The sequence below is a fragment of the Halomonas cerina genome (assembly GCF_014192215.1).
In the GTDB taxonomy this organism is placed as follows: Bacteria; Pseudomonadota; Gammaproteobacteria; order Pseudomonadales; family Halomonadaceae; genus Halomonas; species Halomonas cerina.
In genome coordinates this window covers 178,923-193,205 of the sequence record NZ_JACHXP010000009.1, presented here as the reverse complement: position 1 = coordinate 193,205, position 14,283 = coordinate 178,923, and the positions used below count along the sequence as shown (strand labels likewise).

Here is a 14,283-nt window from a genome sequence, read left to right as displayed (position 1 = left end):
GCGACCTGTTGCCAACGTAGCGGGTTGTTTACCGCTTTCCCTGGTCAACCTGGCTTGCGTTTACAAGCCTCTCCCTTCAGGGAGAGGTAGTTGACCTTGATCACAGGGTTCACACAGTGGGTGGCCGGTGGTTCAGAAGTTGCCATAACCTGTTCGCCGTGGAGGCCCCCTCACTGGGCTGTCGGTAACACGCGACGACGAGCTTGGGACCCCCCAGTAACTCCACCAGGGACACCAGCTTGCCTGCCTCCAGGTCTTGCTCGATAAGCCCGTGTGGAAGCCAACCGATACCCAATCCCGCCAGGGAAAGCTCACGAATGCCAATCGTGAAGGCCGTCTCACACACGATCTCGATGTCATAGCGGCGTTGAAGATTGAGCTGGTAGGGGGTCGCCAGCACGCTGCCCAGAAAGCTTCCTGCTTCATAGCCGATGAGCGGCAGACGCGTCTCGCTCTCCAGGTCGAACACAGGATGTCCCAGTCGATTGGCGGCGCATACGGGAATCAATTGCTCCGCTCCCAAGGGAACGCGCTCTATGTCTGCCCGATCCGTGAAGATGGGGGAGCCCTCCAGTTCACTACACAATAGCAAGTCCGCCTCTCCTCGCTGGAAGTCACGGATGCAATCACTGCGATCGGATGATCTCACTTGCAGTCGTGCTTCAGGGGCACGGAGCCGGAAGTAACGCAGAAGCCGAGGCAAATAGCTGACGGTCAAGGTGTGCTGAGTGGTCAATATCGCTCGTGGACCATGCAAGGCATCGGCACGTATGCGGCTGCGCATGGCATAGAGACGGGCCAGCCAGTCGCGCAGTGGCGCTTCATAGGCCTGTGCATGAGCCGTGAGTGACAATCGAGCTGAAGTGCGGTCGATCAGCTCGACGCCTAGCCACTCTTCTAACTGGCGAATGCGGCGCGAGAAGGCCGGTTGGGTCACATGCCGTAGCTCGGCGGCTTGTGAAAAGGTGCCTGCTTCGATCAGCGCAAGAAAATCTTCTATCCACTCTATTTTCATATCATTTTGCCGATCTCATGGCGTAAGGCAGTGGTTCTGGCGCGGTATGCAAAAATTTAACAGCTCCTGAGTATCTTGGCATTGGCCCAGGAAAAGCGCTAGGCATTAGCGTTAGGCCAGACCGGTCAGTGGTGAACTGCGGTTCGCCGTCATTTTGGCCATGGTCGTCATGAGAGCACGCTTATGCAAAAAATTACTCGCCTGGAGGCTCGTATGCACCTGTCCCGCTTTCCCCGTGTCCGTCTTGGTCACTTGCCGACTCCGCTAGAGCCCATGGATAACCTGAGCCGCCTGCTGGGAGGACCGCGCCTGTGGATCAAGCGCGACGACTGCACGGGCCTGTCCACGGGGGGCAACAAGACCCGCAAGCTCGAGTTTCTGATGGCCGATGCCCTGGAGAAAGGCGCCGACACCATCATCACCCAGGGGGCGACCCAATCGAACCACGCCCGTCAGACCGTGGCGGCGGCCTGCAAGCTGGGGCTGGAGTGCCATATCCTGCTTGAGGATCGTACCGCTAGTGACGACCCCGCCTACAACTACAACGGCAACGTCTTCCTCGACCAGCTACACGGGGCCACCGTCAGCAAGCGTCCCGGTGGTGCCGATATGGCGGCCGAGATGGAAGAGCTGGCCGGCAAGCTGAAGAAAGAGGGTAAGAAGCCTTACCTCATCCCCGGCGGCGGCTCCAATGAGATCGGCGCACTGGGCTACGTCAATGCCGCCCTGGAGTTGCTGTTTCAAGTCAACGACATGGGGCTCCAGGTCGATCATCTGGTACATGCGACCGGTAGCGCCGGCACCCAGGCCGGGCTCGTGACAGGGTTGGCCGCCTGCAATGCGGGTATCCCGGTGCTCGGCATCGGCGTGCGCGCACCGCAAGACAAGCAGGAGGCCAACGTCTTCGCTTTGGCCCAGAAGACAGAGGCCAAGCTGGGGCTTTCTGGTGTCGTGACCCGAGAGCAAGTGGTTGCCAACTGTGACTATGTCGGCGAGGGCTATGGCATCCCGACCGAGAGCATGATCGAGGCCGTGACGCTCCTGGCGCGTCACGAGGGCATCCTGCTCGACCCTGTCTACTCCGGCAAGGGGATGGCGGGCCTGATCGATCTGATCCGCAAGGGCCACTTCAAGAAGAACGAAAACGTCGTGTTCCTCCATACCGGCGGTAGTGTTGCCCTGTTCGGCTATCCCGCCGCCTTCGGTTTTCCCGATTATCAGGCTTGATCACGGGCGGCCGTGAACCATGCGGTTAATACCCTTGAGCGGCTAAGTGCCCTGGGTGATTACGAAGTCGCTCTGGAACGTTAGCTTCATTGCGGAGAGCACAATGACAATTCGACATCTCAAGTCCGCGGAGGGCGCCGAGGGCGTCGCCGCCGAAGATCAGCGCATCACCGCCTCGGTGAGGGACATGCTCGACGATATCCGTGAGCGCGGTGAACAGGCAGTGCGCGAGTACGCCGAAAAGTTCGACGGCTGGACCACCGATTTCGTGCTCAGCGACGAGAAGCGTCAGTGTCTCATCGACGGCGTGCCGCAGTCGGTAAAGGACGACATCGACTTCGCTCATCGCCAGATCCGCCGCTTCGCCGAGGCGCAGCGCGACAGCCTGACCTCCTTCGAGATCGAGACCGAGCCCGGCGTGCTGCTCGGCCAGCGCGTGCTGCCGGTCGACTGCGCCGGTTGCTACATCCCCGGCGGCCGCTATGCCCATGCCGCCTCGGCGCTGATGAGTGTCGCGACCGCCAAGGCGGCCGGCGTGCCCCATGTGGTGGCTTGTTCACCGCCGCGTGGCGACAGCATCAACCCGGCCGTGGTCTATGCCCTCGATGTTGCCGGCGCCGACATGATCCTCGAGATGGGCGGCGTGCACGCCATGGCGAGCATGGCCTTCGGCCTGTTCGGCGGGCGCGAGGCCGATATCCTGGTCGGCCCGGGTAACGCCTACGTGGCCGAGGCCAAGCGCCTGCTGTTCGGGCAGGTCGGCATCGATGTCTTTGCCGGACCCACCGAATCGGCTGTCATCGCCGATGACTCCGCCGACCCCATGACCATTGCCATCGACCTGGTCTCCCAGGCCGAGCACGGCACCAATTCGCCGGTGTGGCTGTTCACCACCAGTGAAGCCTTGGGACGGAAGGTCATCGAGCTGGTGCCCAAGGTCGCCGATGACATGCCCTATGCCGACGTGATCCATGCCGCCTGGCGCGATCATGGCGAGGTGATCGTGGGGGACAGCCGCGAGGACATCGTCGAGGTCAGCGATCGCTACGCCTGCGAGCACCTGCAGGTACTGTGCGAGGACCTCGAGTGGTGGAAGGAGCGCCTGAGCAACTATGGCTCGCTGTTCCTCGGCGAGGGCAGCACCGTCACCCATGGGGATAAGTGTTCGGGCACGAACCACATCCTGCCGACCAAACGTGCCGGCCGCTACAGCGGTGGCCTGAACGTGCACAAGTTCATGAAGGTGTTGACCACCCAGCAGCTCAGCGAGGAAGCCAATCGCATCTTCAGTGCCGTGGGCTCGCGGATTTCCCGCACCGAAGGGATGGAAGGCCATGCCCGCGCCTGCGACTGGCGCCTGACCAAGTACTTCCCCGATGAGCAATGGGACTTCCCCGTCTATCACCAGCAACGTTATTGAGGTAGGTCACATGCGCCGTTTCTCGAAATCCTTCACCCAGCAGGAGCCGATCTCCGAGGCCGCGATCGAGGCCGCGGTGGCGGTCATGCGTACCGGTCGGCTGCATCGCTATAACCTGGTCGAGGGAGAGAAAGGGGAGACCGCGTTACTGGAGCAGGAGTTCGCCGCCCGTCTGGGGGTTCCCTACGTCCTGGCCTGCGCCTCCGGGGGCTATGCGCTGCAGTTGGCGCTGCGGGCCTGTGGGCTCAAGCGCGGGGATGCGGTGCTGTGCAACGCCTTCACGCTGTCGCCGGTGCCGGGCAGCATCCATGCGACGGGTGGCGAGGCCGTGCTGGTGGACATTCTCGAGGATACCACCGTCGATCCCGATGACCTCGCCGCTGCGGCACAGGAAACGGGAGCCCGCTTCTTCATGCTGTCGCACATGCGCGGCCACATCGGCGACATGGACGCCATCATGGCCGTGTGTGAGGCCCATGGCATCACCTTGATCGAGGATTGTGCCCATACCATGGGGGCCAGTTTCGACGGCAGGCCGAGCGGTACCTTCGGCAAGGTGGGTTGCTTCAGTACCCAGACCTACAAGCATCTCAACTCCGGCGAGGGCGGCCTGCTGAGCACGGAGGATCCCGAGGTGATGCGCCGGGCGGTGATCATGTCGGGGTCCTACATGCTCTATGACCGTCATCTGGCGGTGCCGGAGGCCGAATCCTTCGGCAAGACGCGGCTGGTGACACCCAACATGAGCGGACGGATGGACAACCTGAGGGCGGCGATCCTGCGCCCGCAGCTGGCCGAGCTCGCGTCGCGCAAGGAGCGCTGGAATGCGCTCTATCGTCGCCTGGAGACTGGACTGGCTGACATGGCGCTGGTCCAGCCCATCCCCCGTCACGAGAAAGAAGACTTCGTTGGCAGTTCGATCCAGTTCCGGCTGCCGTCACTCACCCACGACCAGATCGCTCGGTTCGTCGCAGGCTGTGAAGCTCGCGGCATTCCGCTCAAGTGGTACGGCAAGCCACAGCCGGAGGATTACACCAGTCGGTACGACAGCTGGGGGTATCTCGAGGTCACTCGTCCCCTGCCGAACGCTGACCGTGTGTTGGCCACGCTTTGCGATCTTCGACTGCCATTAACGTTTGACGAAAGGGACTGTGACGACATCGTCCAGCTGATGGGCGACGCCATGGATCAGGCAACGGGCAAGACCGACGCCATGTAGTACCAACCCTATGCAGATTGGAGAGATAACAATGTTCAAGAAAACTCTATTAACCAGCGCTATCCTCGCCACCTTGACCGCGCAGGCGGCACAGGCTGAGACCTTCAAGGTCGGCATGGGAGACCCGATGGAGTCCGACCAGGGCGCACTGGCCCAGCGTTTCGAGGAGCTGGTCGAACAGCTCTCCGACGGTGAGATGCAGGTCGAGCTTTTCCCCGGTGGCCAGCTTGGTTCCGAGACGGGCATGATCCAGGATACCCGCATCGGTAAGCTCGACTTTGCGCTTGTCGGTGTGGGCAACCTGACGCCCTATGCGCCGCGTCTTGGTGCTCTGACCATGCCCTACGCGATCCGCAGCCATGCCGATGCGGTCAGGGCTACCACCGGTTCTCTCGCCGATCGCTGGAATGCCATCGCCGAAGAGGAAGCCGGCGTGCACATCGTCAGTTGGCTGTATTCCAACTTCCGCCACCTCACCAACTCGGAGCGGCCCGTGACCACGCTCGAGGATATCGAGGGGCTCAAGGTGCGAGTGCCGCAGAACGAGCTGATGCTGGCCACCTACAAGGCCTGGGGGGCCAGCCCGATCAGCATGTCCTGGCCCGAGGTGTTTACTGGCCTCCAGCAGGGCGTGATCGACGGCCAGGACAACCCCTACATCGTCAACTACACGATGAAGTTCCACGAAGTGCAGGATTACCTCACCGAGTTGCACTACCAATACTCGCTGCAGCCCATCGTGATGGGGGTCAGGACCTACGAGAAGCTGAGCGATGAGGAGCGCGCGATTATCGATCGGGCCGGCCTCGAGGCTCAGCTCTATGCGCTGCAATTCCAGTTGACCGAGGCCTCCAAGGCACGCGCCGCCATGGAAGCAGAAGGTGTCGAGGTCTCGACCCTGGAAGACGAGGAGGAATGGATCCGCATTGCCAAGGAAGAGGTCTGGCCGGAGTTCTACGATGAGATCGGCGGTAAGGAAGCCTTCGAGGAAATGCAACAGGCATTGGGTCACTGAGTGAGACCAGGCCGGGCGATGGATAGTCGCCCGGCCGAGTCCTCTTTATTCACCCCTCCATCGGGGAAGGAGGCTTTCGTGTTAGCAAAGCTGCTCAATCATATCGAAGACTACGCCTGCCGCTTCCTGCTCGGGGTATTCGTCGTACTGCTGTTCGTTCAGGTGGTCATGCGGGTGACGCTTGGCATCGGCATGGCATGGATCGAGGAGTTGGCCCGTTATGCCTTCGTCTGGTTCGTCTTCCTGGGCGCCGCCCATGCGGCTCATCTGAGTGCCCATAACCGCTTGCAGATTCACATCAACTTGATGCCAAAACGCGTCGCCAATACGTTGTTGCTGCTGGTCGACCTGGTCTGGGTGGGGTTCTGTCTGGTGCTGGCATGGAAGAGTCTGGATCTGATTGGCCTGCTGCTGGAATTCCCGTATGACTCTCCGGCCCTTGGCTGGTCCCTGGCCTACGTCTACTTCGTGTTTCCCATCGCTTTCGTGCTGATGGCCTTTCGAGTTTTGCAAGTCCAGTACCTGAAATTGGTCAAGGGCATTGAGCCGGGCGACGTGGAGCATCAAGAAGTCAGCAAGATTACCGAAGGGGACTCCAACGCTACCGGAGATTCCTCCTCGAACAAATCACAGGGGTAAGCACCATGGCTGCAACGGTTCTGTTTTCCATGTTCGGGGCGCTGCTGCTTTTCGGCGCTCCTATTGTGGTGGCTCTCGGGGTTGCCTCAATGGCGGTTTACGTCATGAGCGGGGATGACATCAGCTCGTTGATCGAGCTGGCTTTCTCCGCCATCAACTCCTTTCCCCTCATGGCGCTTCCCTCGTTTATTCTTGCGGGCGCCTTGATGGGGGATGCAGGCATTGCCCGCCGCTTGATCTACATCGCCGAAGAGTTGGCTGGACCGGCAGCCGGTGGGCTGGGTGCGGCCGCGGTAATGGCCTGCATGTTCTTTGGCGCCATTTCCGGCTCCGGGCCTGCGACGACGGCCGCCGTCGGAATGCTGGTGATTCCGGCAATGATCGAGCGAGGCTACGGTCGTAGCTATCCCGCGGCGATCACCGCTACTGCCGGGGGCCTCGGCGTTGTGATTCCCCCCAGCATGCCGCTGGTGATTTACGGCGTCACCGCCAATGAATCCATCTCGGCGCTGTTCATCGCAGGGGTGATCCCGGGTGTCATGCTCGGCATGGGGCTGATGGTGGCCAACTACATCACCGCTAAACGCAATGGCTATCAGACCGAAGGCATGGGTTACGACTGGAAACGTATCATTAAGGTCCTGAAGGACGGGTTCTGGTCGCTTATGGCGCCGGTGGTAATCCTGGGCGGTATCTATTCTGGAATGTTCACGCCGACGGAAGCCGCGGTAGTCTCCATCTTCTATGCCCTCTTCGTCGGGATCTTTATTCACAAGGAATCGTCGCTGCGGGGGCTCAGTGAGGCCTTCCAGAATACCACTTGGCTGACCGGGCGAGTGCTCATCATCATGTTCACCGCCACCGCCTTCGGTCGAATCCTGGTCGAGAATCACATCCCGGCCATGATCGCTCAGGGGATCCTCCAGGTGACCGATAGCCTCTGGCTGGTTTGGATCCTGGTGATTGGTTTCCTGCTGATTGTGGGCATGTTTATCGAGATTCTCGCTACCATCATGATCGTTACCCCGGTGCTGCTTCCCGTCATGGTGGAGCTCGGTGTCGATCCCATTCACTTTGGCATCGTGTTGGTCGTTAGCCTGGGTATTGGGTTTTCTACACCACCGCTGGGTGAAAACATGTTCATCAGCTCCAGTATCGCCAATGTCTCCATCGAACGCATCTCGGTTCGAGCGCTGCCGCTAGTCGGGTCCATGGTGGTGATCGTATTGCTGCTGGCGTTCTTTCCCCAGATTTCTCTGTGGATGCCAGAACTGCTTGGCTTCTGATAACCAATGGATAGACAATCGATGACGACTCACAACCACGATTCAAACGCTCACCCTTCGGACCGCCATACCATTGTCGGTGTACTGGGTGGGATGGGGCCCGACGCGACCGTGACTTTCATGCAGCGGGTCATCGATGTCACCCCGGCCGAGGATGATATCGACCATGTCCACCTGTTGGTGGACAACAACCCGAAAGTGCCGTCACGCATCAAGGCACTGATCGAGGGTGACGGCGAAAACCCTGGGCCCGCGATTGCCGCCATGGCGCGTCGCCTCGAGCAAGCCGGTGCCGACTTCCTGGTAATGCCCTGCAATACCGCCCACTACTACTGGCAGTATGCCCAGGACGCCGTCGATATCCCGGTCTGGCACATCGTCGAGCGCACACTGGATACCATTGCGCGTCGTATACCGAGGGCCAGAGTGGGCATGCTCTGTTCGCCGGCACTGCGCAAGATCGGTCTGTACGAAGGGTTTGTCGAATCACGTGGGCTGTCGCTCGTGTATCCCGATGACGAGGCGGCCGTGCTCGACGTGATCCGGGCCGTCAAGCGGGGCCAGGGGCGCCATCCCGATACCCTTGCCGCCTTCGCCCGAGCCGCCGGCGAACTCAAGGAGCGCGGGGCCGATGTGCTGGTGTTGGCCTGTACCGAGCTTTCCGTGATCGGGGACGCGCTGGATACCTCGGTTCCCGTCGTGGATAGCGTCCAGGTGTTGGCCGAACAAGTAGCGGCGGCGGCCGAGGGTCGCTGACACCTAATCGGACGGGCGTCGGTCGCCGGGAACGGCTACCCATTTTTTATCACCCTGCTGGACATCCCGCTGTCTGGTTCGGCTTGTGCCGAGCCGGGGCAGGGGGCGTTCGTCTCGGAGACGGGACAAGGAGAACATGCAAATGAAACCATGGAGCTTCGCCACTTCGACGGCAGACTGGTGGTCTCAGCTTACACGGCGGCTGGGTAGCTACCGCGCCATCGGCCGTGGCCTGCTGGTGTGTGTCACCATCGCCCTGGCCACCACCTTCATCGCCGATCACTACGGAGGGCCGACGCTGCTCTACGCCTTGTTGTTTGGCATGTCACTGCACTTCCTGAGTGAAGAGGGGCGCTGCCGCGAGGGGATCGAGTTTGCCGCCCGCACGGTATTGCGGTTTGGCGTCGCCTTGCTGGGTGCTCGGATGACCCTGGAGCAGGTAGGGGATCTGGGGCTTGGGCCCGTGCTCACGGTGATCGGTTCGGTCGCATTGGTCATTGCCCTGGGGGCGGTGCTGGCCAGAGCGCTGGGTCTGCCTCGAGATCTCGGGCTCTTGACCGGCGGCGCCGTGGCCATCTGCGGTGCGTCGGCGGCCCTGGCGTTGTCGGCGGTGATGCCGCGCCATGAGACCAGCGAGCGCAACACCATTCTCACGGTGGTTGGGGTGACCACGCTCTCCACCATGGCGATGGTTACCTATCCGCTGATTGCCGGGGCCCTGGAACTCGCCAATGCTCAGGCCGGTATCTTTCTGGGGGGCACCATCCATGACGTGGCCCAGGTGGTGGGGGCCGGCTACATGATCTCCGAGCAGACCGGCGACATCTCGACGCTGGTCAAGCTGGTGCGGGTCGCCATGCTGGTGCCGGCGGTGATGGTCTTCATGTGGCTGTTCCGCAAGTCCCGTCAGGAAGAAGGCGCGACGACCAAGGTGCCGATGCTGCCGGGCTTCCTGATGGGCTTCGTGGTGCTGGTCGTGGTCAACAGCCTGGGACTCATTCCCGAGACGGTGAACGACGGAATGTCGACCCTGTCTCGCTGGTGCTTGGTCACCGCCATCGCGGCGCTCGGCATCAAGACCTCGTTCCAGAAGCTGGCGGTGGTAGGTTGGCGACCCGTGATTCTGATGGTACTCGAGACGTTACTGCTACTCGCCGTAGTGCTGGGTGTGGTGATGCTCGGTGCCCTCGGGGCCTAAAGCTCATTTACCAACACTCACATCGATGGGTGCCAGGGCAGGGTATATAGTGAGGGGCACTCGCCATGCGAGGCGAAGGTGGCGCCCGCGTTTACAGCGCCCTCGCGCGGAGCCGGCTCTCCGGTGGCTTGCCGCCGGAGGGCTACCCTATTTCCCTTCAACGCGATAGAGGATCAACGGCTACATTGAAATATTAGAAAAAAATTTGCGCAAGGCGGGCGCAAGGAGCCCAGCGGGTGGTGAGCAATGAAACATCTTTCTTCGAAGCACCTGTGGTGGCTGGGACCGGTCATGGTCATGGCATTTATCATCGCCGCCGTGGTGCTGATGCCTTGGAATTTCTTGAAACCGGTTATCACCGAGCGTATCGAGGAGGCAACTGGGCGCTCGGTGGCCATTCACGGCGATGTGGGGATAACCCTGTTTCCCCGGCCACAGTTATCGCTTCACGAAATTGAAGTCGCCAACCCCGAATGGGCCGCTTCACCGCACATGCTCGAGGCGCAGCGACTCAGTGTCTCGCCATCGCTCAGCGCTCTGATCCAAGGGCAGATCGTGCTGGACGACATCGAGATTGCCGGCGCGACCCTGCATCTGGAGCAACGCGCCGATGCCCCTGGTAACTGGGTGTTTGGCGATAGGCAAGAGGACCAGAAGCCCCCATCTGAGGAAAACACCCCCTCGCCCTTGAGGGTACACGATCTTTCCCTATCCGAGTCAGAAGTGCATTATCGGGCCGCCGATGCCGACACCCCGCTCAAACTCTCCATTTCATCGCTTCAAATGCAAGCAGATGACCAGACCCTGCATACTCAAGGAACACTGGCCTTTCAGGGGCGACGCTTTGAGCTGGAAGCACAAACCGATCCCATCGACGCCTTCATGGACCATACCCGGGCATTCGGTGGCGAGCTTTCTCTTGGCTCCGGCGAGAGCCTGCTCACGGGGACCTTCGAGGTTCCCGAGGCACCGGCAGGGGAGCGGTTACAGGCAGAGGGAGAGCTCAGCCTGCACAATCTTGCCGAGTGGTCAAAATGGCTAGCATTGCCTCGGGTCGAGCTGGCTAGTCTCGAGATGGCGGCGCGCCTGGAGCGCGAAGGCAGTGAGTGGCGATTGGGCAACATCGCCACAACGGTGGTCGACAGTCGCGTGACCGGTGAGCTGAGGGTGGAGACTGCCGGCGACGCACCAACACTTGACGGCCGACTGCACTCATCGAGTCTCGATATCGCCGCCCTGCGTGCAGCCTGGCCGACGTCCGAGGAGAAAAAAACGGGAGTCTCCCTACCCGTATTACCGGATTTACGTGGCGAGATAGCGCTGTCGCTAGATCGCATGACGCTGGAGAAAGCACAGCTCCAGAACGTTCAGACCCAAGTCCAGTTTGCGGAGCATTCGGTCATGCTTGATCCCTTAACCTTCGATATGGCCGGCGGCAAGGTCGAGACAGACGCAAGCCTGACAAGCAGCCCTGAAAGGGTTGCCGCAAAGGCTCGGATCACCCTGAAGAATCTGGACATGACGAAACTCGGTCGTGCCCTGCCCCTTGGTGGAACCCTGGATGCCGAGCTTCCCCTTGAGCTTCAGTCCCTCGAACAACGCCCGATATTCGAGCGCAACACTTTGCTTGCCAACCTGCGTATCGACAATGCGCATTTCGCGTATCGCAACGAGGAGGCCGGCAACGACCTCGAGGGGACACTCGAGACCACCGGAGGGGGAGAGCCGCCGGGGGTGTTGCTCGGTGTGAAGGGCGCCTTTCATGATAAGCCGCTGGAGATGCGAGTCAGGGGGGCTCCACTACCCAGCCTGGTCGATCTGGAAGAGGGCGCGCTGAAACAGGATTACCCGTTTGAAGTCGAAGCCACCTCAAACGACATGTTTACTCGGGTGAACACCACTCTGGCTTCGATCCTGCAGCCGCAGACATTGGAAGGAGAGGTGGTGTTGGAAGCCGGCGGTCACGAGGACCTGGAAGCCTGGATCGGCCCGGTGCTGCCTCCCCTGCCCGAATTTCGTCTCGCGGGCCATTTAAACCGTGACAACGCGCAATGGTCTGCCACCGGGCTTGACGGTGAGATAGGCTCGACCCCTGTCGCCGGTAGCGTCGAGGTGCTCAACACCGAACGCCCCGTGATAGACGTCGATCTCGAGGCCGGTCGTATCGACTTGGCTCGGCTCATTTCCGCGACTACCGAAGCCTCAAGCGATGAGGCCCAGGACGACTCCCTATTGGCCCCTCTGCGGGGCTTCGACGGGCAACTAAACCTAAACGCCAAGACGCTGGTGTTACCCAACGGGCTCGAACTGCGTGAGCTTGTGCTGGTCGCCGAACTGGAGGCCGGCCGGCTACGAGCGGCCCCCCTCCAGTTTCGCCTGGGGGAGGGTTCACTTGCCGGTAGCCTGGCGCTGGACGCAACGGCGTCACCCGCATCCGGGCGCTTGGATGTCGATGTCGATGACATTGCGCTGGCTAGGCTGGGCGATACCTTCACGCCTATCGAAGACCGGCTGGGCAGAGTTTCCGGGGAACTGCACCTGGAGATGCGTGAAACGCTTCCCAGCGACAGGCGCGATGATCTGCTATTGCCGTTTATCGGTCGCCTGAGGGTCGAGCCCTCCACGCTTCGTTTCCATGACCCAAAAGCCGGCACCGAACTGACGCTGAGCCTTGAAACCCAAGGTTCCACCGCAGGGAAACAGACGCTTCACATGCAAGGTGAAGGCCGCTACGACGGCGCACCGGCCTCGCTCACGCTGCGAGGCGACCCCCTGCTCGATGCCCGAGACCCGCATCGCCCCTATGCGGTGGATCTCGAGGCGAACATCGTCGGCACTCGATTAAGGCTGCAAGGTACGCTGCTGCGACCCCTCGCGCTGGAAGGGCTTAACCTTGAGCTCGCTCTGCAGGGGCCGAACCCGCAACGCCTGAGCCGCCTGCTAGGCGTGGCGTTGCCACAGCTCCCTCCCTATTCGGTATCGGGAAATCTGGACTTGGAAAACGAGCGCTGGACCTTCACCGACATGGAAGGGGAGGTTGGCGACAGTGATCTCGATGGGCGCCTGGCGCTCAACGGTAACATCAGGCCGTCGCGACTGACCGGGGAGCTGACCTCCACGTATCTGCATATCGAGGATCTAGGTGGTCTTGCCGGGGTGACACCTGAGGAAGCCAAAAGTGAGGCCGACGACCGCTTCATTCTTCCCGATGCCCCGATCATCGGCGATGCGTGGCATGGGGTGTCGGCGGAGGTGAGCTTCCGGGGCCAGTCCGTGCGCGCAGGTAATATTCCCTTGAGCAACGTGGTCATTAATTTTCGTCTCGAGGAGGGGCGCGGGCAGTTCGATCCCGTGGGTTTCGGCGTGGGTGAGGGAAGTGTCGATCTCGTCCTCGACCTGGATGCCAGCACTCAACCTCCCAGTGGCACGCTGCAGGTGGAGGTGCAGGGGGTGGATCTCAATGAGGCATTGCGTAACTGGAACCTGGCCGATGAGAGTGTGGGCATCATCGGGGGACGCGGCAAGCTCTGGATTGAAGGCGCTTCGGTCGCGGAGCTTCTGGCCTCCGCCGATGGCGGCGTGGTCTTGCTGATGACCGGCGGAAGACTCGAAGCGTTGCTGGTGGAGATGGCTGGGCTCGATGCCGGTGAAACATTTGTGAGTTGGCTACGCGGGCGCGGCCCCATCCCGATCGATTGCGCTTATGCCGATCTCCAGGCGAGAGACGGCGTGGCCCAGCTGGATACCTTCGTGGTGGACACCGACGACACCACTTTCACCGTTGGTGGTCAGGTGGATCTGAATACGGAGCGCGTGGATATCAGCATCATCGCCCACCCCAAGGACCCTAGTGTCTTTGTCGGGCGGTCTCCGCTTCACCTGGGAGGCACATTCGATAACATCGAAACGGGCGTGCACGGCGAAAGACTGGTGATGCGAGCCGGTGCCAGCGCCTTGCTTGGCGCCGTGGCCGGCCCCATCACCGCCCTTTTGCCACTGGTGGATGTGGGGACAGGCCCCAACATGGAATATTGCCAAGGACTGATCAAACGTTCCCGTGAGGCAATAGAAGAGGGGGGCGACGAGTAATGCGTCAACGCCACGGGTTCGCCATCCTGACGATAGGGGGGCTTCTCATGTTGAGTCTACTGGTCGGCTGCGCCGACGCCCCGCTCAATGAATCCGCCAGGCTGGAGCGGCAGGATTCGCTCGCCGCGGTGCAGATCAAGGCGCGGCTTCTCGAGGCACCGGATTTGGCTGGGTCGGCCATCGACGTGGACCTGGAGGGCGACCGAGCCATTCTGAGGGGGTTCGTCGAGACGTCGGAGCAACGAAAGCGGGCGGAAGCCATTGCGCGAGACCATAGCAAGGTGAAGGCGGTCGACAACAAGATCACGGTTAAATAGCGCCGCCTGATGAAGCGGTTCGCCAACACGTGACCCACCACCGTGGTGCGGAGCCGTATGCCTGCCGGGGTGGGTGGACAGGGGCATGTCGCCAGGGCAATC

The 14,283-nt window shown here is 61.3% G+C and carries 11 protein-coding genes; 10 read left to right on the top strand and 1 reads right to left on the bottom strand.

Going from position 1 to position 14,283, the window contains the following annotated elements:
* Positions 1-109: 109 nt before the first annotated feature.
* Positions 110-1,015, bottom strand: a complete 906-nt coding sequence (locus FHR94_RS10920) for a LysR family transcriptional regulator (protein WP_183325749.1) — start codon at positions 1,013-1,015, stop codon at positions 110-112.
* Between the two features lie 213 nt (positions 1,016-1,228).
* On the opposite strand from FHR94_RS10920, the gene cuyA reads away from it, so the two are divergent.
* The 10 genes from cuyA (at position 1,229) to FHR94_RS10870 (ending at position 14,181) form a co-directional block, all read left to right on the top strand.
* Positions 1,229-2,242 carry a D-cysteate sulfo-lyase gene (gene cuyA / locus FHR94_RS10915; protein ID WP_183325748.1) on the top strand — a complete coding sequence of 338 codons (1,014 nt, stop codon included), beginning with the start codon at positions 1,229-1,231 and terminating at the stop codon, positions 2,240-2,242.
* A 103-nt stretch (positions 2,243-2,345) separates the two neighbouring features.
* Positions 2,346-3,662, top strand: a complete 1,317-nt coding sequence (gene hisD, locus FHR94_RS10910) for a histidinol dehydrogenase (RefSeq protein WP_183325747.1) — start codon at positions 2,346-2,348, stop codon at positions 3,660-3,662.
* A gap of 10 nt (positions 3,663-3,672) precedes the next feature.
* The gene (locus tag FHR94_RS10905; protein WP_183325746.1) at positions 3,673-4,881 is read left to right on the top strand and encodes a DegT/DnrJ/EryC1/StrS family aminotransferase; all 1,209 of its coding nucleotides are present in this window, start codon (positions 3,673-3,675) and stop codon (positions 4,879-4,881) included.
* A 31-nt stretch (positions 4,882-4,912) separates the two neighbouring features.
* Positions 4,913-5,896, top strand: coding sequence for a TRAP transporter substrate-binding protein (locus FHR94_RS10900; protein ID WP_183325745.1), 984 nt, complete (start codon positions 4,913-4,915; stop codon positions 5,894-5,896).
* Between the two features lie 78 nt (positions 5,897-5,974).
* Entirely contained in the window at positions 5,975-6,535 is a 561-nt protein-coding gene (locus FHR94_RS10895) for a TRAP transporter small permease subunit (RefSeq protein ID WP_183325744.1), read from the top strand.
* A gap of 5 nt (positions 6,536-6,540) precedes the next feature.
* Positions 6,541-7,821: a TRAP transporter large permease gene (locus FHR94_RS10890; protein ID WP_183325743.1), complete on the top strand. Its 1,281-nt coding sequence runs from the start codon at positions 6,541-6,543 to the stop codon at positions 7,819-7,821.
* Positions 7,822-7,827: 6 nt separating this feature from the next.
* Positions 7,828-8,577, top strand: a complete 750-nt coding sequence (cuyB, locus tag FHR94_RS10885; RefSeq protein ID WP_343064665.1) for a cysteate racemase — start codon at positions 7,828-7,830, stop codon at positions 8,575-8,577.
* Between the two features lie 142 nt (positions 8,578-8,719).
* Complete coding sequence (locus FHR94_RS10880; protein WP_183325741.1) at positions 8,720-9,775, top strand: YeiH family protein; 1,056 nt, start codon at positions 8,720-8,722, stop codon at positions 9,773-9,775.
* Positions 9,776-10,021: 246 nt separating this feature from the next.
* Positions 10,022-13,864, top strand: a complete 3,843-nt coding sequence (locus FHR94_RS10875; protein WP_183325740.1) for an AsmA family protein — start codon at positions 10,022-10,024, stop codon at positions 13,862-13,864.
* 47 nt (positions 13,865-13,911) lie between these two features.
* Positions 13,912-14,181 carry a BON domain-containing protein gene (locus tag FHR94_RS10870; RefSeq protein WP_183325739.1) on the top strand — a complete coding sequence of 90 codons (270 nt, stop codon included), beginning with the start codon at positions 13,912-13,914 and terminating at the stop codon, positions 14,179-14,181.
* The last annotated feature ends 102 nt before the right edge of the window (positions 14,182-14,283 follow it).